General features: G+C 68.5%; 21 protein-coding genes, 1 tRNA gene and 1 pseudogene. 13 read left to right on the forward strand and 10 right to left on the reverse strand.

The features are described from left to right. Positions 1-21: 21 nt before the first annotated feature. The 6 genes from ACW4TU_RS24185 to ACW4TU_RS24210 form a co-directional block, all read right to left on the reverse strand. On the reverse strand, positions 22-267 hold the full coding sequence (locus ACW4TU_RS24185; protein WP_457416852.1) for a hypothetical protein: 246 nt from the start codon (positions 265-267) through the stop codon (positions 22-24). Between the two features lie 83 nt (positions 268-350). Further along, positions 351-893, reverse strand: a complete 543-nt coding sequence (locus tag ACW4TU_RS24190; RefSeq protein ID WP_457416854.1) for an NUDIX hydrolase — start codon at positions 891-893, stop codon at positions 351-353. Then, positions 890-1,165: a hypothetical protein gene (locus tag ACW4TU_RS24195; protein WP_457416856.1), complete on the reverse strand. Its 276-nt coding sequence runs from the start codon at positions 1,163-1,165 to the stop codon at positions 890-892. The genes ACW4TU_RS24190 and ACW4TU_RS24195 overlap by 4 nt, the downstream gene beginning before the upstream one ends. 211 nt (positions 1,166-1,376) lie before the next feature. Then, positions 1,377-2,222, reverse strand: coding sequence for a helix-turn-helix domain-containing protein (locus ACW4TU_RS24200; protein ID WP_457416858.1), 846 nt, complete (start codon positions 2,220-2,222; stop codon positions 1,377-1,379). Positions 2,223-2,248: 26 nt separating this feature from the next. Further along, complete coding sequence (locus ACW4TU_RS24205; RefSeq protein ID WP_457416860.1) at positions 2,249-2,758, reverse strand: DUF6879 family protein; 510 nt, start codon at positions 2,756-2,758, stop codon at positions 2,249-2,251. Further along, on the reverse strand, positions 2,739-2,969 hold the full coding sequence (locus ACW4TU_RS24210; RefSeq protein ID WP_053744568.1) for a hypothetical protein: 231 nt from the start codon (positions 2,967-2,969) through the stop codon (positions 2,739-2,741). Before ACW4TU_RS24210 ends, ACW4TU_RS24205 begins: the two co-directional genes overlap by 20 nt. Positions 2,970-3,400: 431 nt before the next feature. Here ACW4TU_RS24210 and ACW4TU_RS24215 point away from each other — a divergent pair, with 431 nt between their 5' ends. Then, on the forward strand, positions 3,401-4,087 hold the full coding sequence (locus ACW4TU_RS24215) for an SPDY domain-containing protein (protein WP_457416862.1): 687 nt from the start codon (positions 3,401-3,403) through the stop codon (positions 4,085-4,087). Between the two features lie 129 nt (positions 4,088-4,216). Here ACW4TU_RS24215 and ACW4TU_RS24220 read toward each other — a convergent pair. Further along, positions 4,217-5,671: pseudogene (locus tag ACW4TU_RS24220) on the reverse strand (relaxase/mobilization nuclease domain-containing protein); the annotation flags it as partial. Between ACW4TU_RS24220 and ACW4TU_RS24225 the strand changes: the two are divergent. Beyond that, a complete protein-coding gene (locus ACW4TU_RS24225; RefSeq protein ID WP_457416864.1) occupies positions 5,640-5,828 on the forward strand; it encodes an excisionase family DNA-binding protein in 189 nt (62 codons plus the stop codon). The pseudogene ACW4TU_RS24220 and the gene ACW4TU_RS24225 sit on opposite strands and share 32 nt — an antisense overlap. Then, positions 5,828-6,979: a tyrosine-type recombinase/integrase gene (locus ACW4TU_RS24230; protein WP_457416866.1), complete on the forward strand. Its 1,152-nt coding sequence runs from the start codon at positions 5,828-5,830 to the stop codon at positions 6,977-6,979. Before ACW4TU_RS24225 ends, ACW4TU_RS24230 begins: the two co-directional genes overlap by 1 nt. 156 nt (positions 6,980-7,135) lie before the next feature. Here ACW4TU_RS24230 and ACW4TU_RS24235 read toward each other — a convergent pair whose 3' ends face one another. Further along, positions 7,136-9,292 (reverse strand): glycogen debranching N-terminal domain-containing protein, encoded by a 2,157-nt coding sequence (locus tag ACW4TU_RS24235; protein ID WP_457416868.1) that lies wholly within the window; start codon positions 9,290-9,292, stop codon positions 7,136-7,138. Between the two features lie 211 nt (positions 9,293-9,503). Here ACW4TU_RS24235 and ACW4TU_RS24240 point away from each other — a divergent pair, with 211 nt between their 5' ends. From ACW4TU_RS24240 to ACW4TU_RS24260, 5 genes are all read left to right on the forward strand, one after another. Continuing rightward, positions 9,504-10,529, forward strand: a complete 1,026-nt coding sequence (locus ACW4TU_RS24240; protein WP_457416870.1) for a LacI family DNA-binding transcriptional regulator — start codon at positions 9,504-9,506, stop codon at positions 10,527-10,529. A 153-nt stretch (positions 10,530-10,682) separates the two neighbouring features. Continuing rightward, positions 10,683-11,936: an extracellular solute-binding protein gene (locus tag ACW4TU_RS24245; RefSeq protein ID WP_457416872.1), complete on the forward strand. Its 1,254-nt coding sequence runs from the start codon at positions 10,683-10,685 to the stop codon at positions 11,934-11,936. A 67-nt stretch (positions 11,937-12,003) separates the two neighbouring features. Continuing rightward, positions 12,004-13,212 carry a carbohydrate ABC transporter permease gene (locus ACW4TU_RS24250; RefSeq protein ID WP_457416874.1) on the forward strand — a complete coding sequence of 403 codons (1,209 nt, stop codon included), beginning with the start codon at positions 12,004-12,006 and terminating at the stop codon, positions 13,210-13,212. A 97-nt stretch (positions 13,213-13,309) separates the two neighbouring features. Next, positions 13,310-14,224, forward strand: a complete 915-nt coding sequence (locus ACW4TU_RS24255; RefSeq protein ID WP_457416876.1) for a carbohydrate ABC transporter permease — start codon at positions 13,310-13,312, stop codon at positions 14,222-14,224. A 54-nt stretch (positions 14,225-14,278) separates the two neighbouring features. Continuing rightward, a complete protein-coding gene (locus tag ACW4TU_RS24260; protein WP_457416878.1) occupies positions 14,279-15,937 on the forward strand; it encodes a glycoside hydrolase family 13 protein in 1,659 nt (552 codons plus the stop codon). A gap of 413 nt (positions 15,938-16,350) precedes the next feature. Here the strand turns inward: ACW4TU_RS24260 and ACW4TU_RS24265 are convergent. Then, a tRNA-Gly gene (locus ACW4TU_RS24265) sits at positions 16,351-16,424 on the reverse strand. 339 nt (positions 16,425-16,763) lie between these two features. Here ACW4TU_RS24265 and ACW4TU_RS24270 point away from each other — a divergent pair. From ACW4TU_RS24270 to ACW4TU_RS24290, 5 genes are all read left to right on the forward strand, one after another. Further along, a complete protein-coding gene (locus ACW4TU_RS24270; protein ID WP_329283113.1) occupies positions 16,764-16,943 on the forward strand; it encodes a hypothetical protein in 180 nt (59 codons plus the stop codon). A gap of 102 nt (positions 16,944-17,045) precedes the next feature. Continuing rightward, complete coding sequence (gene dcd, locus ACW4TU_RS24275) at positions 17,046-17,621, forward strand: dCTP deaminase (protein ID WP_164312339.1); 576 nt, start codon at positions 17,046-17,048, stop codon at positions 17,619-17,621. Further along, positions 17,618-18,136 carry a phosphoribosyltransferase gene (locus ACW4TU_RS24280; protein WP_457416880.1) on the forward strand — a complete coding sequence of 173 codons (519 nt, stop codon included), beginning with the start codon at positions 17,618-17,620 and terminating at the stop codon, positions 18,134-18,136. The genes dcd and ACW4TU_RS24280 overlap by 4 nt, the downstream gene beginning before the upstream one ends. A gap of 101 nt (positions 18,137-18,237) precedes the next feature. Beyond that, positions 18,238-19,092, forward strand: a complete 855-nt coding sequence (locus tag ACW4TU_RS24285; protein WP_457416882.1) for an IS5 family transposase — start codon at positions 18,238-18,240, stop codon at positions 19,090-19,092. Next, positions 19,089-19,487: a hypothetical protein gene (locus tag ACW4TU_RS24290; RefSeq protein WP_457416884.1), complete on the forward strand. Its 399-nt coding sequence runs from the start codon at positions 19,089-19,091 to the stop codon at positions 19,485-19,487. Before ACW4TU_RS24285 ends, ACW4TU_RS24290 begins: the two co-directional genes overlap by 4 nt. Positions 19,488-19,567: 80 nt before the next feature. On the opposite strand, the gene ACW4TU_RS24295 is transcribed toward ACW4TU_RS24290, so the two are convergent. Further along, entirely contained in the window at positions 19,568-21,202 is a 1,635-nt protein-coding gene (locus ACW4TU_RS24295) for a peptide-N4-asparagine amidase (RefSeq protein ID WP_457416886.1), read from the reverse strand. Positions 21,203-21,224: the final 22 nt, after the last annotated feature.

Here is a 21,224-nt window from a genome sequence, read left to right on the forward strand (position 1 = left end):
ATGGCCCAATAAGGCCCGGGGTCAAAGGAGTTCGATGGGCCGATACGTGGTCGTCGGCTTGTTCATGACCCATGGGGCGTGCCCGTCGAAGATCAGCACCCGGTGCCCCGCAGTGCCGGCGGACCGCATGTCGCGGACCGGCAGGTACAGCCCGTCGACGCACACGAAGTCGCCTATGCGGACATCACTGGGCTGCCTCTGACCGGCGATGGTGCCGAGGGGAGGAAGGGGTGCAGGAGTCGGGTCGGTGGTGCGGCGCTCGTGCATTCAGCCTCTCCAGATGGCCAGGAGGATCGAGCCGCCGAGCGCCAAGAGACCTGCCACGTAGGCGAGTTGCTGATTCCGGGGGCTCACGGAACACCGACCAGGTGGCCGTGAAGGCGGTCGCGGACTGACGGGATACCGATCTCTCCAAGGGGCATCCAGGCCGCCGCGCCGGCTTCGATCACCATCGGAGCGATGGCGCCAGAGTGGGCCCGGAAGAGGTATCGGAAGCCGATCCGGAGGCGGGGGCCATACCCGTGTTGCCCGGCTCGGGTCACGTCGATCAGGAAGGGGCCCTCGCTGTCGGGCTCCGTCCATACCTCGCGAATGCCGACCGCCTCGGCCAGCAGACGCAGGGCAGCCCCGCTGAGCGAGTCGTCCTGTGCCTCCGGCTCCGCTTCGGCAAGGGTGAAGGCTCCTTCGTGCCGGAGGGACAGGACGCGATTGCGTTCGTCGACGACGACCGCGCCCGTTGTCACGAGCGGGCAGCGTTGGCTGTGGGTGCAGGTCCCGCGCTGTGCGTGGTCGTGGGCGGCGTCGTACACCGGCATCAGCGCCGTCTTCTCGGCAGGGTGCTCGTGGATGTAGTGGGACAGCTCCCGGATGATCTGGTCCTCCCTGACGCTCACGGGGCACCGAGTCCGTGGCGCTGGGTGTAGATCCACAGGAGCCTTCGCGTGATGTCGGCGGCGTCCCGGAGGTAGATGAAGGCGCCGAACGACGGGGTCTCTGCGGTCGGACGGTTCTGCAGGTCGAGGAGCCGGTACCCCGTGCGGAACAGTTCCCGCACGTCCTCGTCCTCGTCTGCCCCCAGATCTTCACCGAGGAGAAGGTTGAGCTGCCCGATGATCTCCGGCAGGGACCTGTCCATGTCCTTGCGGGTCGAGGTGGCCATCTGCATGGCGAGCACTGCATCGGTGCTTTCGGAGATCGTCTCGACGCCGACCGGGAGAACTTCGGTCCCAGCGCTGTCGGTTGCTCTCGATGCCTTGCCACTACTTGCCACAGTGATCACCGCTTCGCCCCTTCAGCGCACGTGTTCCAGCCGTGCCGGTAACGCTAAGAAGGGCGGTGGGTGAGGCTCTACGAGTGTGCCGGAACTTGCCCGGCATTCACCCCAGGGATTCGATGGCTGCCGTGATGATTTCGCGTGCAGCCGGGCCGTAGACGGCAAGTTCGGCCAGATCCGTGAAGGTCTGGGCATACATGGCAAGTTCGTGCTTCTGCGTGACGGCGAGGTGGGCCGAGACGAGTTCGACGTGGACTGTGTGGTCGTCGTAGAGGAAGAAGCCCTCGACAGGCCAGAGGCTGGAACGGTCGGCGTCCTCGGGGATGATGCCGAGGCTCACCGAGGGCAGCGCCATAACGCTGAGCAGGTAACCGAGTTGGCCAGCCATCACCTCCGTTCCGCCTATGCGCTTTCGGAGTGCCCCCTCTTCCAGGAGGACCGCGAACGTGTGGTTGCCGTACACGATCTGCTGCTTCTCCACGCGCACCCTGACAGCCGCTGGCACGTCATCGATGAGGCCGCGACGGTCGCGAATGGAGGTGAGTAGCGCGGTGATGTACGAGCCCGTCTGCACCGGGCCGGGAATCAGCCACGGCGAGTAGATGCGGAAGCGCTGAGTGCGTTCCCACAGGGGGAGGACGGACTCCTGGGCCTGCTTCAGGCCGGTGCGCTCCATCCGGCGCCACTCGACGTACATGCCCTCGATGCCACGGGCCGTCGAGACGAGATCCTCGGCCGCGCTCTGTGCACCGCAAGCCGTAGCCCACGCACGAAGGTCACGCTCCGAGGGCGGGCGAGTGCCGCTCTCGAAGCGCGAACACTTCGACTCGTGCCAGCCGAGACTGGTGGCCAACGCTCGCTTGGTGAGCCCGGCTTCGAGCCGGATTTCGCTCAGGCGTCTACCCAGGGCCCTGCGGGCTTCCTGAACGCTCGAAGATGGTGATGTCATGTCGCTGCAAGGTGCCGTTCGAGCTGTCAGGCCGGCTGGAACTCTGCGTGGGGTGTTGCCCGCGTCCACACGGCTTCGAAGGCCGACTCGCAGAACTTTGCGACTTCCGCGTCTTCCGTGAGTTCTATCTCCATGTTCTCGCCGTCGCCGTCGAAGTGGTTGACGAGGACGAGGCTGGAGTCGAAAAGCCAGAAGTCGTTGCCCGGAAGCGCGAGGCCCGTTGCGTTGCGCCGGGAGAGCCAGCGCACGTCTTCGCCGGCGGCGATGTTCAGGCCGTCCGTCACGTCGTACTCGAAGCGGATGTACTCGCTGACGGGAGTTGACACGACGCGGGCCCGGCGGACCTCGACGCCTCTTGAGGTCGCTTCGGTGACGATGTTGTGCCAGTCGGACCAGCGCTCGGCCGGGTCGAGCGTCGCGCCGGCTTTCCAGTCGATGAAGGCCGGGTCCGACTTCATGTAGGCGTCGCGCATCTCCAGATGGATGGCCGTCCGCTGGCAGTCGCGGAACAGTTCCTCAAACGTCGGGGTCCTCATCGGCCTTCTTCACCTCCAGGAAGAACTGCACCATGCGCCGGGGGATCTCCACCACCGACTCGTGGCCGGGGATGTCCATCTGCCCGAGGCGCTCGATGTCCTCCACCTTCAGCCCCTGCACGAGGTAGCTGTCCTTCTCCTCGTCGAGGTAGATGGTGGGGGAGCCGCCACTGGGACTCTCCGGGTCCTTACCGAGCTTACGCAGGGCCATGATGTCCTCCTCGGATGCCGGTAACGATCTCTGTGCCAGAGCTTGCCCGCGACGGTGCCGTGAAACGAGGAACTTGCCGAAACTTGCCAGGAGTACGGGAGTTGACCTTACGCGGCCGGGGGTAGAGCGACGAGCCGCAGGCCAGTTGGGGGACTCCTGGGATGGCCGGATTCGATTGCTGTCCGCCCCTCTTCGCTGGGAAACCTTGGTCGATGCAAGTGGGCGCGGGCCCCCTTGACGATTCACCGGTTCGCCGACGGCAGACAGGGAAGATCCGGAAACCACTGGTGCTCTGCGGACGGGCATGTCAACGTGGACGATCTTCCGAAACCCCAGGTCAACGACCGTCAGTAACCCATCCCGAGCGCACGGAGGCGCCCCTGCAACCGCACCACTCCAGCGATCCTTCCCGTCCCGACCTGCCGGACCCCGTGTACTGGGTCACCCCGCGTCACCTCGCCGGTGACGACGGCGTTCTCGCCGAGCGGATCGGCGACACCCTGGCCGGCCTCGGCTGGCGTATGTGGCCCACGGCCCGCCACACCCTGCTGTACGTGAGCCCGGACGGGCTGCGTGGCGCCGAGTGGATCCTCGCGGCCCACCCGTTCGAGCTGGGCAGACTGCCCGTCGCCTGGCAACTGAGTGCCCGCCCGCATGCCACGTCCGTGATGACGGAGTGGAACGCGTACTTCACCACCGGCATTCCGTACGAGGCGCTCGCCGATCTCCTCCTGGCGATCGACGCCCGTGAGGCACCCGACACGGGCTTCGACGGGCCTGAGACGGTCATCAACGCGCTCAGTGCCTGGGGCTGGATCCGCGACGTGGACCGCCCCCGCACCACCGCCACGGACCCCGGGTTGTCCTCCACCGCCTCCCTGGAGACGTTGCCGCCGCTCATCGAGGACGCCGACCCGCGCCCTGACCTGGTGGGCTGGCAGGCGTGGGCTGAACCCGTGATCGGCGCCTCGTATCTGTGGTGCGCCAGCTTCAGCGCAAGCGTTCCGAACGACTTGGTGGCTGTGTTCGCGTCATCGCTTGCCTCACCGGTCCCGGTGCCCCGCCGCACCGTGCCCAAGAACGCCGAGGGCCGGCTCACCGTCGTCCGCCGCAGCTGACGACCCGCGCCCTGACGGCACCGCAGGCTTGATACCGCTGGACAGGGATCAGGTCGCTCACCCACCTCCCTTACTCACCGGTGCCCCTCTGCCTGTCCTTGGCAGAGAGGCACCGGCGTATGTGCTGCATCACCGCGTCTTGCGGGGCCGGCCGTCTCGGCTCGGGGTGGGCGAGGCTACGCGCCCGCTGCCCTTGGCCGCAGTGGGGGTGAGGTTGGGCATCGTGGTGGCGTCGGCGGGCAGGTCGGCCAGACCGCGTAGCCACCACACCAGCACGTCGCTAATCGAGTCGGCGCTGCTCAGCTCCCGCCGTCCGGCAGCCTCCGTCAGCAGGGCGGCCGGGTCGTGGCCGGCGCTCTCGGTATCGGCGAGGGTGGCCGCCAGGGCGTGCCAACCCGGCTCGGCCAGGATCTGCTCGGCCAGCTCCGGCACGGCCGCCCGCAGATGGGCGGCCTGCTTCTGGCGCAGGGGCTGGGACAGACGCCGACCCCGCTGGTACAGCACGCTCAACGGGACGTCGGCGGCGGCTTGGTAGGCGGTGCGCAGGTGTTCGGCAGCCTCGCGGGCGGCGGCTGCCTGCTGGGCGTGCTCCTTCTTCGCATGCCAGTGGGCGGCGGCGGTGACGAGGAAGAACAGCATGTCGATGGCCATCGCGGTGGTTGCGCCGTCTTCCCCGCGGCCGAGTGCCGGCCCGCTGTAGACGAGGTCGCGGGCGGCTTGGCGCAGGGCACGGTCGTGTCCGCGCTCGGCCTGGATGTGGGAGCGGGTTGCCCGCTCGAACACGAAGGCTGCGTCGCGCAGTTCGGCGCGGGTATGGGCGGCAGAGGTTTTGGCGAGCGCGTCCAGGACCTCCCCGGCCGCCGCGATCTGCGCGGCCACCTGGCCGTCGTCGCCGTTGTCGATGATCAGCAGTGCTTGCCACCCGGCTGTGGCCGTACTTCGGCGTGCGGAGGCCGCACCGGGCGATCGAGGGGAGGGCGCGCTTTCGCTTCCTCTGGAGGCTTCGCTGCCGCCGGAGAAGCGTTTCCGGATGCGGGGCAGGGATAGGTCGGGGGAAAGGGTGGAACCGGCGTAGAACACGGGCTCCTTCTCGCCGTTGCGGTTGTCCGGGAGGGCGACCTTGTAGCCGAGCAGGTCGCCGGAGGGTGCGACGCGCTTGCGGATCAGTAGGCCAGCGGCGGCCAGCCGGTCGAAGAACTCCTTCTCGCTCATGACTCCCGCCACAGCCCGCCGTACGGTCTCCCGCAGCTCCTCGCGTGCCGCCTGCTCTCTGCCTTCGCGTTCGGCCTTGTGGCGTTCGGCGCTGGTGGGGGGCTTGGCAGCGGTGCCGTCCCCGGGCGGGACACGGCGCAGCCCGTAGTCGGCTTCGATGCGGCGGCATTCGGCCTGGGCGCGGCGGGCCTCGTTGTGGCGGCGGGGTCGGCGGCCGTCGTCGCGGACGAGGGTGGCGATGATGTGGATGTGGTCGTCGGCGTGGCGGACGGCTGCCCACCGGCAGGCTGCTTCGTCGCCGTCGGGGGCGATGCCGGTGGCAGCGACCATGCGGCGGGCGATGGCCGCCCAATCCTCGTCGGACAGGATCGAGCGCTTCATACGACGTCTGATCGCCGAGCGCCGTATCCGCTACGTCAAGATCGGCCACCCCGTCCGCATCCCCGAGAGCGCGGTCGCCGAGTACGTCGATGCGCACACCGTCGAGCCGGTCCGCCGCATCCGCACCCGCTTTGGGAGGGCCGCCTGATGGCGGGACGCAAGCCGCAGAGGCGGCGCGAGTTCGGCACGGTGCGCAAGCTCGCCTCCGGCCGGTGGCAGGCCCGCTACCTCGGCCCGGACGGACAGCGGCACACCGCACCGGAGACGTTCGAAACCCGGAGCGACGCCCAGGACTGGCTCAACCTGGTTCGCGCCGACATCGAGCGCAACCACTGGCGAGACCCGGACGCCGGTGCGGTCAACTTCAAGAAGTACGCACTCCGTTGGGCGGAGGAGCGCGGCTTGGCCCCGACCACGCTCGACCGCTACGACGGCCTGCTGCGCTTGCACATCCTGCCGGCCTTCGGCGGCAAGAATCTGGACGAGATCGCGCCGTCCTCCGTCCGCACGTGGCGAGCCGAGCGGCTGAAGGCGACGGGCGCCACCACGGTCGCCAAGTCGTACCGCCTGCTCAAGGCCATCCTGCAGACGGCGGTCGACGACGACCTCCTGGCCAGCAACCCGTGTCGTATCAAGGGCGCCGGCAAGGAGGAGGCCGACGAACGCCCCACCGCCACCATCGAGCAGGTCTTCGACCTCGCCGATGCCATGGGCCCGCGCTGGCGCCTGATGGTCCTGCTCGGCGCCTTCGCCTCGCTCCGCCCGGAGGAGCTGGCCGAACTGCGCCGTCACAGTGTCGATATCGACGAATGCTCCCTGCGCGTCACGCAGGCTTCCCCGGAGCTGACCAACGGTAGGCGCGTCACCGGCGACCCCAAGACCCGGGCGGGCAAGCGCACGGTCTACCTGCCCGACTTCATGCTCCCGGAGCTGCGCCGCCACTTGCAGTGGTTCGCGGAGAAGGAGTCGGATGGCCTCCTCTTCGTCGGCGAGAAGGGCGCCCCCTTCCGCCGCTCGACCTTCGGTCGGAAGTGGCGTAAGGCGCGTACCAAGGTCGGCGTGCCGAAGAACTTCCGTTTCTACGACCTCCGCCACACCGGCAACACCCTCGCCGCCGACACCGGCGCCAAGCTGAAAGACCTCATGGTCCGCGCCGGCCAGTCCTCTGAGCGGGCCCAGCTGATCTACCAGCACTCGACGGCGAAGCATCAGCGCAGGCTGGCCCGGGGCATCGACACAGAGGTCCGGCAGCAACTACGCGAGGCAACTGCGGAGGCAACGCCGGCCGAAGGAGCATGACAGCGCGGTGGTCATGCGGAACCTGGTCGCTCAGATCTCCGGCCGGGGTCCGTACATCGGCGTCGTGTTCCAGGCTCATATGCCCCGGTGGCCCCACAAGGGCATTGGTCTGGCGACAGCATCGGTGGTCGTAGCACCGGTCAGCCGGGGTGATCCTCAGGACCGCAAGGCCGCGTGCCCCTCGACGACCAGTCCCGCAGGCGCCGCGACCGACTCGACCCGGCCGTCGGAGCCGATCGTGACATCGAGCCGTTCTCCCGCCACGGTGAGCCCCGCGACGGTGAGCGCTCCGACGGGCAGCGCACCTGTCGGCAGGAGACGGAGACGGCCCGCGGGTACGTCGGGATCCAGTCCGGTCAGTGCCGTCATGAGGGCGATGGCTGCTGCCGCCGACCAGGCTTGCGGCCGGCAGGCGGCCGGGTAGGGGACCGGCGCGGGGGTGTCCGCGCGGGCGTCGCCGCCCCAGAGTTCGGGCAGGCGGTAGTCGAAGGCCGGTGCGGCGTCGAGGATGCCCTCGATGAGCCGTGCGGCGGCTTCGGGATGGCCGGTGCGGGCGAGGCCGGTGACGGCGATGGCGGTGTCGTGGGGCCAGACGGTGCCGCAGTGGTAGCGCAGCGGGCCGTAGCCGCCGGAGTTGGATGACATGGTGCGCAGGCCGTAGGCGTCGGACATGTCGGGGGCGGCGAGTCGTGCGGCGACGGTGGCGGTCTCGTCGGGGTTGAGGATGCCGGTGGCCAGGAGGTGGCCCATGTTGCTCGTGACGGAGTCGACGGGGCGGCCGGAGCCGTCAAGTGCCATGGCGGGGTAGGGGCCTTGCTGGTCGGAGACCCAGAACCGGGAGCGGAACCGGTCGGCGAGGTCCGCCGCGAAGGTTCGCCAGCGGTCGCCGTCCGGCAGTCCGAAGGCGTCGAGGAGTGCCGCTCCGGCGCGGGCGGCCTCGTAGGCGTAACCCTGCACCTCGGCGAGAGCCAGGGGCGCTTCGGCGAGCCGGCCGTCGGCGAACCGGGCGGCGTCCGCGGAGTCCTTCCAGCCCTGGTTGGCCAGCCCGGTGCCGCTGTTGTCGATGTAGGAGAGGAACCCGTCTCCGGCCCGGGCTGCGGCGTCGATCCAGCCGAGAGCCGCCTTGAGCGCGGGCAGCAGCGGCTCGATGTCGGCGGCGGGCAGGCCCCAGCGCCACGCGTCGTGGAGCAGGCAGATCCACAGGGGCGTCGCGTCGACCGTGCCGTAGTAGACCGGCGGCAGGACAAGGCCCATGCCGTCGTCGAAGACCCCGCGCCGCACCTCGTGGAGGATCTTGCCCGGCTCCTCCTCCGCCGCCGGATCGGTACGCGTGCCCTGCTGGGCGGCCAGGGTGCGCAGGGTGCCCAGCGCGAGGTCGGTGCCCAGCGGCAGGAGCATCCGTGCGGCCCACAGGCTGTCCCGGCCGAAGAGCGTGAAGAACCAGGGCACCCCTGCGGCGAGGAAGGTGTCACCGGGCGACGCGGCCATGGCCATCCGCAGCGAGTGGAGGTCGTCCAAGCTCTGCGCGACGAGGGCGGGCAGCCGGCGGTCGTCGGCGGTGACGTCCGGGCGCCGCCAGGTGAGCCGGGGGTCTGCGGCCGTGACAACCGCGTCGGGTTCCGTGATCTCGACGGCCAGGTGCAGGTCGACACTTTCGCCGGGCGCGACCGTGAGGGTCCAGGTCAGCGTGGAGTGCTCGGCGTCGGGGGTCGCGCCGGGGGCGCTGACAGCGACGGCGACCGTGCCGTCGCCCCAGCTCAACACACCGGTGCCGGACGACAGTTGACCTACCGCCACATGAGGAGCCCGGGCTGCCAGGCCCGCTTTCGCGTGCTCCAGCGGCGCGAGGTCCCCGGCGATCTCGACCCGGACGGAGAGGTGCACCGGCGTCGTCGCGGTGGAGCGGACGGTCAGCTGTTCGGTGAGCAGGCCGGGGTTGAGGATGCGCCGGCGGTCGACCCGGACGGTCGGGTCGGGGACGGCGTCGCCGAGCGCCTGGGCCAGGCCGACGAAACGGCTGCGGCCGGGGCCGTCCGCCGCGTTCATCACCGCGACGACCGGCAGCCAGCCACCGTCACGGGCCGCCGCTGCGAGGCCATCGTCTCCGACGACGCCGTCCACCGCTGCGGCGCCAGGGCGCACCGTCACGCGCAGCAGGCTCACCGCGCGTACGTCGGCATGGAAGACCCCCTGCACTTCGGCCCCGGGAACGGTGGCGTCGAGGTTGCCGTCCGGCTCGGACAGCACGACGGTTGGGGCGGAGAGGGTGACCGCGAGGTCGTGCAGGAGCGGCTGGCGCTGGGGTGAGGTCATGGGAGCTCCGTCCGGTGCCCTCGTGTCGTGTGGGCGGTTTGTGATGACGATTCGTGACTGCGCCGACTCTTGACAGTCCGGGCGCCGATCGCCACAGTAACCGATTGGAACGCTAAATTTAACGTTCAAATCCAGTCGGGATACCGTGACCATGCGGCACCGCGACGGCGATACGCTGCGACGCAGTGAACTTTGTGGAGGTGGCTTCGCGATGGCGCGAGTAACACTCGAGAGCGTGGCGCGGCATGCCTCCGTGTCGACACAGACCGTGTCCAACGTCATCAACGCTCCGCATCGGGTGCGGCCGGAGACCCTGGCCCGCGTGCAGGCCGCCATCAAGGAACTCAAGTACCGTCCGAACCAGGCTTCCCGGACGCTGCGGACCCGGCGTTCACAGCTGATCGGCGCCCGTATAGAGCCGCCGCGCGACGGCGTGAACGGTGCCGTGCTCGCCCATTTCCTCCAGTCGCTGACCGCCCGTACCCAGGAGGCCGGCTACCGGATCGTGGTGTTCACGGCCACCGACGACGACCACGAGTGCTCCCTGTACGAACAGCTTCTCGACGATCACGATCTCGACGCGTTCGTCCTGCACGCCACCCACGCCGGTGACCGCCGGACGGCTTGGCTGACCGAGCGCCGGGTGCCGTTCGTGACCTTCGGCCGGCCCTGGGGAGCTGAACCCGAGGCCCCCGAGCCGCACGGCTGGGTCGATGTCGACGGCGCGCAAGGGACCCTTGCCGCGACCCGGCACCTTGTCGAGGCCGGTCACGGACGCATCGCCTTCCTCGGCTGGCCGGAAGGTTTAGAGGTCGGTGACGACCGGCGCAGGGGCTGGTCCGACCTCCTCGCCGTGTCCGGAGTCGACGTCCCGGCCGGATACGACATGGGCGTCCCCGACGGGCTCGACACCGGCCGCAAGGCCGCTGCGGCGATGCTCGACCTGCCCGTCCCGCCGACCGCAATCGTCTGCGCGAGCGACTCGCTGGCCCTCGGGGCCTGGACCGAGATCACCGCGCGCGGACTGCGCCCAGGCGTCGATGTCGCGGTGGTCGGCTTCGACGACTCCCCGACCGCAGCGGTCGTCGGCCTGAGCAGCGTGGCGCAGCCGTACGAGGAAGCCGCCGCCGCCTGTCTGCGGATGCTTCAGGAACTTCTGGCGGCGCCCGAACCGCCGGCCGTCCCACCCACCCCGGTCCTGCTGCCGCCTCGGCTGGTGGTCCGCGGGAGCGGCTGAGCCGCTCCGCCGTACCCGTATTTCCCCCTGTCGAACGGCTTCGTAGCCCGTTCGTCGAACATCCGCGATCCCGCCCACGGCCCGTGCGGCGACAGGATGCGGTCCCCCATATACCACCGGCTCGTCAAGCCGGTCTGCACAAGGAGATTTATCATGAGAAATCCGCGTACACGCTGGGTTGTTGGCGGCGCCGCACTGCTGTCGCTGAGCCTGTCGGCCTGTGGCGGCAGCGGGTTCAACGACGACACCGACCAGGCGGACAGCCAGGCGTCGTCCGGCCCCGCCTCGATCAAGGTCCTCATCGCCGCCAGCGGCGACGCCGAGAAGAACGCCGTCACGGACGCCGCCAACGCGTGGGGTACGAAGTCCGGCAACAAGGCGACCGTCAACCAGGCCACGGACATCGACCAGCAGCTCGGCCAGGGCTTCGCCTCGAACAACCCGCCGGACGTCTTCTACGTCGACGCCGGCCGGTTCGCGACGTACGCGAGCGCGGGCAGTCTCGAGCCGTACGGCGACAGCTTCGCGGGGAAGGACGACTTCTACCCCGCGCTGCGCCAGGCGTTCACCTACGACAGCAAGCTTTACTGCATCCCCAAGGACTTCTCCACACTCGGCCTCCAGATCAACACCACCGCGTGGTCGAAGGCCGGCCTGACCGACGCCGACATCCCCACCACCTGGGAACAGCTGGCGACCGTGGCGAAGAAGCTGACGACGGGCAAGCAGGTCGGCCTCGCACTCGGCGATACCCGTGACCGGATCGGCGCCTTCATGGTCCAGGCCGGCGGATGGGTGACGAACAAGGACGCCACCAAGGTCACCGCGGACTCTCCCGAGAACCTCAAGGCCCTGACGTTCGTGAAGTCGCTGCTCGCCGACGGCTCGGCGAAGTACCCCAAGCAACTCGACTCCGGCTGGTCGGGCGAGGCATTCGGCAAGCAGAAGTCCGCCATGACGATCGAGGGCAACTGGATCGCCGGCGCCATGAAGAGCGACTACCCGGGCGTCAAGTACAAGACGGTTCCGCTGCCGGCCGGTCCTACGGGCACGAAGGGCACGCTCGCTTTCACCCAGTGCTGGGGTATCGCGGCCAAGAGCAAGAACAAGGCCGCTGCCATCGACTTCGTCAAGGCGATGACAGAGAAGAACGCTGAGCTGACCTTCGCCAAGGCGATCGGTGTGATGCCGTCGCGGCAGTCCGCGCAGGCCGAGTACGTCGCCCAGTTCCCGCAGGACAAGGCGTTCATCGACGGTGCCGCCTATGCCCAGGCCCCGGTGAACGTCGCGAAGATCGACCAGGTGCTCGCCGACTTCGACACCGGCCTCCAGTCACTGCCCGGCGGCGACCCGAAGCAGATCCTCGCGCGACTCCAGAAGAACGCGCAGGCGGTCGTAGGCCAGTAACACGGACAGTCCGGCCCCCGGACTACCCGGACAGTCCGGACCCGAACGGAACGAGAGTGAACCTGCGATGAGTGAACCGAATCCCGGGCCCGCACAGGGCCCGGGCAGCGGCCCGGCAGTGGCCCGAACGGCGGACACCGCCAAGACCGTCGGAGGCCGGGGCCGCCGTTACCGAGCCCCCCGCAGCGGCATCCGAGGCCGGGAAGGTCTCGCCGGCTGGCTGTTCGTCTCACCCGTCCTCGTCGTGCTCGGACTCTTCCTGGTCGTGCCGATCCTCATGGCGCTCTGGGTGAGCGTGTCCGACTGGAACGGCCAGGGCAGCCCCCTCTCCTCGGGCGTTCACTTCGTCGGCGGCGAGAACTACGCGCCACTGGTCACCAAGCCCGGTCTGACGCAGAGCGACTTCATGATGAGCCTGCGCAATAACGCCTATTACGTGTTCTTCGTCGTCCCGCTGCAGACGGTGCTCGCGCTGGGCCTGGCGCTCCTGGTCAACGGGAGACGGCTGAAGGGCAAGGGCTTCTTCCGCACCGCGTACTACTTCCCGGCCGTGACGAGCTCGGTCGCCATCTCGGTCGTCTTCCTGTTCCTCTTCTCCTCCAGCGGCGTCGTCAACTCCCTGCTGGCGAAGATCGGAGTCGACGGCCCGGCCTGGTTCGCCGATCCGCGCGGCATCATCCACCTCGCCCTCGGCGCCTTCGGCGTCAACAACGACGCGCCACCCGCCGCACTCGCCGACACCACCATCGGCGGCCTGTCCCTCTGGGACTGGATCTCCGGCCCCAGCGTCGCCATGACCGCGATCATCACCCTGGTCGTGTGGACGACGGCGGGCACGTTCATGCTCATGTTCCTCGCCGCGCTGCAGGACATCCCCCTCGAAGTCGAGGAGGCCGCCGAGATCGACGGCACCGGGCGCTGGCAGCGGTTCCGCCACGTCACGCTGCCCATGCTCAAGCCCACCCTCTTCCTCGTCCTGACCCTCGGACTCATCGGCACCTGGCAGGTCTTCGACCAGATCTACGTCATGACCAAGGGCGGACCGGGAAAGACGACGATGACCCCCGCGTTCCTGTCGTACCAGTCCTCGTTCATCGACAACGAGTGGGGACAGGGCAGCGCCATCGCCTTCATCCTCTTCGCGATCATCGTCGCGATGACGCTCCTGCAACGGTTCGTCCTGCGCGACAAGGACGAGGCCCGCGCCAAGGCCGCCACCAGGCGCGCGGCGAAGGCGGCCCGCTCCGGATCCGGCCCGACCACGGGGACGATCTGATGCCCCACACCGCCGCACCGGCCCACCCCACCCGCAGCAAAACCACCGCAGCCGTCGCCCCTGCGGCCACAGCCGACGTCCACAACAGAGGCACGCGATGAGCCCACAGCACCAGCTCGCCGACGCAGACACCGCAGCGAACGCAGACGACAGGCACGCGCCCCGCCACGCGGACAAACGCAGCCGCCGCGACCGCCTCACCCGCGTACTCGGCTACACCGCCCTCGTCGCCATCGCGCTCCTCTACATCTACCCCTTCCTCATTCAGCTCGCGACGAGCTTCAAGACCGACGCGGACGCAACCAGCCACCCCTTGTCCCTGTGGCCGGCCCACTTCACGACAGCAGCCTTCAGCCGGCTCGCCGAAGCGGACTACGCCCGCTGGTTCACGAACTCCGTCGTCGTCTCGCTCCTCGTCACCGCGGGCCGCGTGTTCTTCGACTCCCTCGCCGGCTACGCACTGGCCCGGCTGCACTTCCGCGGCCGCAGCGCGCTGTTCGGCGCCGTCATCGCGGTCATGGCCGTGCCCGGCGTCGTCCTGCTCATCCCGAAGTTCCTCGTCCTCAACCAACTGGGGATGTACGACTCCTACTCGGGCATGATCATTCCGCTGCTCGCCGACGCCGCGGGGGTGTTCATCATGAAGCAGTTCTTCGAGTCGATCCCCGTCAGCGTCGAGGAAGCCGCCCGGATCGACGGCGCGAGCACCTTCCGGATCTTCTGGTCCGTCGTATTGCCGATGGCCAAGCCGGCCCTCATCACCCTGACCATCCTGTCGTTCCAGGGATCCTGGAACGAACTGCCGCACTTCATCGTGTCCCGCCAGAGCCCGGAACTGAACACCCTCACCTCCGGGGTCGCCTCCCTCGTCTCCGGTCAGCTCGGCGACGGCAACCAGTTCCCGATCAAGCTCGCGGCCACTCTGCTCATGACCATCCCCGTAGCGCTGGTGTTCTTCGCCTTCCAGCGGCACTTCGTACGCGGCGGCACGGCGGGCGCGACCAAGGGATAACCGGGCGGGAATCCCGATGCGGTACGCACCCCCACTCCGACAGGACCGAGCCACATGAACAACCCGACCCCCGCGAACGACGTGACGAAGGACGCCGTGAACAGCGCCTGGTTGCGCTCCGCGGTCATCTACCAGGTGTACATACGCAGCTTCGCCGACGGCGACGGCGATGGAACCGGCGACATCGCCGGCCTCCGCTCCCGCCTCCGATACCTGGCCGACCTCGGTGTCGACGCGATCTGGATCAACCCCTGGTACCCGTCCCCGCTGGCCGACGGCGGCTACGACGTCTCCGACTTCCGAGACATCCACCCCGTCTACGGCACCCTCGACGAGGCCCGGAAGCTGATCACCGAGGCCCACGAGCTGGACCTGCGGGTGATCCTCGACATCGTCCCGAACCACGTCTCCGACCAACACGCCTGGTTCCAGAAGGCGTTGGCGGCGGCGCCCGACTCCCCGGAGAGGGAGCGGTTCATCTTCCGCGAGGGAAGAGGGGAGAACGGCAGCGAGCCCCCGAACGACTGGCACGCGGCCTTCGGCGGCCCCACCTGGACCCGCACGCCGGACGGCCAGTGGTACCTCCACCTCTTCGCCCCCGAACAGCCCGACCTCAACTGGGACAACGACGAGGTCCGGGCCGAGTTCGAGTCGATCCTGCGCTTCTGGTTCGACCTGGGCGTCGACGGCTTCCGCATCGATGTCGCCCACGGCATGGTCAAGGACCCGGCCCTGCCGGACCTCGGTCTGCCAGAGTTCTCCGTCATCGCCCACGAGGACAACCACCCGCACTGGGACCGCGACGGCGTCCACGACATCTTCCGCAGTTGGCGCGCCATCGCCGACAGCTACCCCGACCCCCGCGTCTTCGTCGCCGAGGCCCACGTCCGCCCCGGCCGCATGCCCGACTACCTCCGCGCGGACGAACTCCACACCGCCTTCAACTTCGACTTCCTCAAGTGCGCCCTGGAAGCAGACCAGTTGAGGGAGGTCATCGACCGCACGATCACCGATCTGGCGACGGTCGGCGCCCCCGCCACCTGGGTCCTCTCCAACCACGACGAAGCCCGCCACGTCACCCGATACGGCCGCGCCCACACCGGCGTCACCACCCCGACGCACGACCAGGGCCACCCCACCGACCTCGCCCTCGGCACCCGCCGAGCACGGGCGGCGGCCCTGCTGATGCTGGCCCTGCCCGGCGGCGCGTACATCTACCAGGGCGAGGAACTCGGCCTGTACGAGGTCGAAGACATCCCGGAAGAGCTCCTCCAGGACCCCACCTGGGAACGCTCGGGCCACACCGTCCGAGGCCGCGACGGCTGCCGAGTCCCCCTCCCCTGGACCGGCGACACCCCACCCTTCGGCTTCAGCACAGTCGGGTTTGCCGCCCCCTGGCTTCCCCAGCCGCAGGACTGGAAGTCGTACACCGCCGAAGCCAACCAGGCCGACCGCACCTCCATGCTCCAGCTCTACCGCTCCGCCCTGCGCCTGCGCCGCACCAACCCCAACCTGCGAGGCGAGGCGTTCCGCTGGCTGGACAGTCCGGCCGGCACACTCCTCTTCGAACGCGGCAACGGCCTGCTGTGCGCAGTCAACCTGTCCGACCGTCCGATGCCACTCCCCGACGCCTGGAGCCCTCTCCTCACCTCAGGACCGCTGAACAAGGCTGGCATGCTGCCGCCCGACACCACGGTCCTGCTGCTGGACTGACCGACGGACGGCGACGGAATCACCCAAGCCGATCTCCCCCGCGCGCTCAGCCGACCTCGCCGCGCCCAGTCGCGCCCGAATACGCCAGGGTCTGTCCGGTGTCATCCCCGCTGACCGGACAGACCCTGGTCCATTTGGTCCGTCGAGCACCGTTTCGACTGACCTATTCCGTGCCTGGCGCGAACCCACCCTTTGCGTAGGCGACTTGAACGCCATTTGCACAGAGAGTGATGCAGGTCACTCGAAACGGGTCTCACTATTTGAGACGATCTCGTGGCGGGGTGCCTCAATTCACCCTCAAGGGGGCCCTGGGTGCGTGTTCGACCTCGACTTAGGGCACGCGGAGGGCGCGGAACCCCCGAATTGGACTAGACAATAAACAAACCCCAGGCCATTGACCTGGGGTTTCATCATGGAGCGGGTGACGAGAATCGAACTCGCACTCTCAGCTTGGGAAGCTGATGTTCTACCACTAAACTACACCCGCGTAAGACGCCGGTATGGCCGGTGTCCGAACGCTCAGTCACTCTACCGCACGCCAGGCCCCCGGCATCGAAGCCGTGGGGCCTGTCCCCGTTTCCGGGGGATTCCAGGGGTGTTCCGGGTGTGGACCGGACATGAACGGGACGCGGATCGGACGCGTTTTCGCGGTGCGACCCGGCTGTGAGGGGCCGGAGTTGGGGCGTACGGTGGGGCGCGGAAGAGGGGCTGGGCGGTATCGGAGTGCCGCCTGGGGGGTCGACCTTTTCGTCCCGTAATGTGGCTTTCCTCGTTGGTCTCGACAGTGACCGGCGACGGCTCTTGGGGAAGGGACTCTGAGGACTTGATCGAGCGCACCGTCGTCCGTTGTGCCGAAGGGCACGTGTTCAGCACCGCTTCGTTCCCGATGCAGCAGGCCGAGCGGCTCGGCCCCGGCCGGCTGGTCCGGTGTCCGCGCTGCGCGCGGCTCCGCAGTGTGGTGCCAGTGACGTTGGAGCAGCAGCAGCGGAGCACCAGCAGTAAGTAGAAGCAAACCTGTGAAGTGTGAAGTACAGGTAGCAGAAGCAGTGGCGGGCGCGCGGAACCGGCCGGTGGTGTCGGGTTCGCGCGTCTTGCGTATCCTCGGGGCGTGCTTCTCTCAGACAAGGACATCCGGGCCGAGATCGACTCCGGGCGCGTACGGATCGATCCCTACGACGAATCCATGGTGCAGCCGTCGAGCGTCGACGTGCGCCTCGACCGCTTCTTCCGGGTGTTCGAGAACCACCGCTACCCCCACATCGACCCCTCGATCGAGCAGGCCGACCTCACGCGCCTGGTCGAGCCCGAGGGCGACGAGCCGTTCATCCTGCACCCCGGGGAGTTCGTTCTCGCCTCGACCTACGAGGTCATCAGCCTCCCCGACGACCTCGCCTCCCGCCTCGAAGGCAAGAGCTCGCTCGGGCGGCTCGGGCTCGTCACCCACTCCACCGCCGGGTTCATCGACCCCGGGTTCTCCGGGCACGTGACGCTCGAACTCTCCAACCTCGCGACGCTGCCCATCAAGCTCTGGCCCGGTATGAAAATCGGCCAGCTCTGTCTGTTCCAGCTGAGCTCGTCGGCCGAGTTCCCGTACGGCAGCGAGCGGTACGGCTCCCGCTACCAGGGGCAGCGCGGGCCCACCGCCTCCCGGTCCTTCCTCAACTTCCACCGGACGCAGGTATGACGGTCGTACGGGAGGAGCGGGAGGAACTCTCCTACGAGCAGTTCGGCGTCGCCGTCCGCGAACTCGCGCAGACCATCGTCGACGACGGGTACGAGCCCGACGTCGTCCTCAGCATCGCGCGCGGGGGTGTGTTCGTGGCCGGCGGGCTCGCGTACGCCCTCGACTGCAAGAACATCCATCTTGTCAACGTCGAGTTCTACACCGGCGTCGGGACCACGCTTCCCATGCCCGTCATGCTCGCGCCCGTCCCCAACGCCATCGACTTCTCCGCCAAGAAGGTCCTCATCACCGACGACGTCGCCGACACCGGCAAGACGCTCAAACTGGTGCGGGACTTCTGCCTGGGAGCCGTCGCCGAGGTGCGTTCCGCGGTGATCTATGAGAAGACGCAGTCCCTCGTGAAGTGCGAATACGTGTGGAAGCGGACCGATGACTGGATCAACTTCCCGTGGAGCGTCCTGCCGCCGGTACGCAAGGCCGGCGAGCTGATCACTCCGTCGAAGGACGCGCTCTGAGTGGACGTTAAGTCCGATCTTTCTCGGTTCGTGATCGCTCGATCGAGGTATTGATCGTCGGGCAGGCCATCTGTTGGTCATGTGCATGCTGAGATGCGGGCATGGAGCGAGAGCCGTACCCCAGCGACTTAACGGACGAGCAGTGGGCGTTGATCGAGCCGATGATCACGGCCTGGAAACAGGACCGGGTGGCACGGTCAGCGACCGGAGATCCCGGATCCTGCGATCTGCGGGAGGTCGTGAACGCGATCTTCTACCAGAACCGGACGGGCTGCCAGTGGCGCTACCTGCCGCATGATCTGCCTTCCTGGTCGGCGGTGTTCTACTACTTCGGCCTCTGGCGCCAGGACGGCCTTGACCAGCGAATCCAGGAACTCCTGCGCTGCCAGGTACGGGAGAAAGCCCGGCGATTAGAGGACCCGTCCCTCATGATCCTCGACACCCAGTCCGTGCGGGCGGCCGCGGGTGTCCCGAAGACCACGACGGGACTGGACGCCAACAAGAAGGTGTCGGGCCGCAAGCGGGGACTGGCCGTCGACGTTCTGGGGCTGATCATCGGCGTCGTCGTGCTGGCCGCATCCGCCCACGACAACACGGCCGGCACCGCCCTGCTCGACCAGGCCGCCGAGCGGTGCGGGATGCGCCTGGAGAAGGCTCTGGTGGACCAGGGCTTCAAGGACGAAGTCCTCATCCACGGCGCACTGTTGGACATCACCGTCGAAGTCGTCCGCCGCAACCCGGCCGACCAGGGCAAAGGCTTCGTCCCGCAACCGAAGAGGTGGATCGTGGAGCAGGTCAACGGCACGTTGATGCTGCACCGCAGACTGGCCCGCGAGTACGATCATCGGCCTGACACGTCCGCCTCGCGCGTCTACTGGGCCTCGATCGCGAACATGACCCGCCGCCTCACCACACCGAGTCCGGCCTGGCGCGACATCCTCGGACTGGCCGCGTGAACGTCATCGAGCTCCTGGCCGACCTCCAGTCCCAGCACGACAAGACCGCAGCCCGTGCCGACGAACTGCGTGACCAGATCCAGCACTTGACCGCCGCCCTGACCGAGACCGAAGCGCGACTCGCGAACCTGGTCACCACCCGGAAGGTCATCGCCGAACTCGCACCAGCTTCAGGCCAACCCGCACCGCCCGAGACGAACACCGCCTACCAGGCCATCGTGAACACCTTCAACCAGCATCCCGACCGGGAGTTCCGAGCCCGTGAGCTGCACGAACACCTCGGCATGCCCGCCGACGAGGCATCCGTCAACATCACCCGCAGCCGCCTCGGACGCCTCACCCGACAAGGCTTCCTCACCCAACCCGGACGAGGCCGCTACCAGAAACGGACTTAACGTCCACTGAGAGCTGGGTGAGACATAGGGAGGCCCTCGTACGACGAGTACGAGGGCCTCCCTATGTCTCTCGTGGCTCGCTAGCAGCCCCGACCGTCCTTCGTCAGCACCCCCTGCTCCGTGCCCAGCGTGTGGTCGTAGCACAGGCCCGGGCCGCGCAGGCGGTAGTGCTCGGTGGTCGTCGCGATCGCGTGGCGCTGGTCGCGGGCCACGCCGAGGGTGAAGGTCGCGTCGCCGTCGTACGTGTCGTCCAGGCGGACGCCGTCGATGCGGGCGTGGTCGCCGAAGGACATGATCACGCGGAGGCGGTTGTCCGCGTCGATGGTGGAGCGGCCGTCCAGGGTGTACGTCCGGTTGGTGTGGGACGTCGCCGGGCGCCGGCCGCCGGTCGTGCGGACCGTCTGGTCGTCCGTCCAGCGGCCCTGCTGGTTGTCGGTGGTCTCGTCCGGGGTCCAGGTGTGGGTGATGGCCGTGGTCAGGCGCCGGTCGACCGTCGTCGTCACGCGGCCGTGCGAGGTGTTCAGGTAGCCGGTGGCCTCGAAACGGCGCCCGCCGGTGGTGTCCAGGGTGCGTGTGGAGCCGTCCGTGTACGTGTTCGTGACGGCCGGGTCGGACGCCTTGTACGAGGTCAGGGCGCCTGTCACCACCGATGTGTGGGCGTCCTGCCAGACCAGGATGTTGGTGGGCGCGCTCCAGCCGGTCTGGCCCGCCGGGACGCCTGCCACGGTCACGTCGACCGTGTGTGCCCTGCCGTTGTTCAGGAGGCCGGCGAAGGGGGTGAGGTCGAACTCCAGGGGGCGTACGTCGAAGGCGGTGGGGGAGGGGATCACGCTCCACAGGTACGGGGACCAGCCGCCCGTCCAGATGTTGGGGTAGGGGGAGGCGATTCCGGCGAGCTTTCCGTCGATCGTGACCTGGACCTCGCGGTACGGGCCGTCGTCGGCGCCCTGGCAGGAGTACGACGCCGACGGGGTGACCGCCGAGTACCAGAACTCCTCGCAGCCGCCGCCCGAGCCGGTCGCGTACACCTCGGCCAGGATGCGCTCGGAGTTGCGCGGGGTGGTGAGCTTCGCGCCCGTGGTGACGCTGTTGCCGTCGCTCAGCGGGATGACCTGGTCGGGGACGGAGCCACCGGCCTTGGCAGGCCGGGTTGCGGGCTCGGGGGCGTAGAACGTCAGGGTGACCTTGACGTCCAGGACGCCGGTGTAGGTGTCGTTGACGACGTTGCCGATGAGCATGTCCACGGACTGGGCGTTGCTCAGCGTCTTCTCGTACCGGGTGACGTCCTTCTGCACCGACCAGTCGATGCCGTCCTGCGACGGCTCGGGGGTCGAGGTGCGGAGCATCTGGACGCCGCCGATGTCGAGGTAGCCGAGGCGGTCGTACTGACGGCCGGCGACGCTGCCGTCGAGGCGGAGGACCACCTTCGACCAGCGGCCCGGCGTGCCGCAGGCGGTGGGCGGGGTGTAGGTGCCGGTGTAGGGCGTGAAGTCCTTGAACTTCGCCTGGGCGACGGTCACTTCGCAGGACCGGGTGTGGGGAGTGGAGAGGGGCGGAGCGGCCGTCACCGGGTCGTGGTAGTCGGTGCCGAACTCCGGCGGGACGGTGGGGGCGGCCCCGTCGGCCGTGGTGGCGGCCGCGAGGGCGAGGCCGAGGGCGGCGGAGACGAGGGTGATCGTCCGTCCCGCTCTCCGAACGCTGTGGGGAATCGTCATGCGGCGCAGTGAACACTGGTAG

Source organism: Streptomyces kryoterrae, assembly GCF_054072135.1.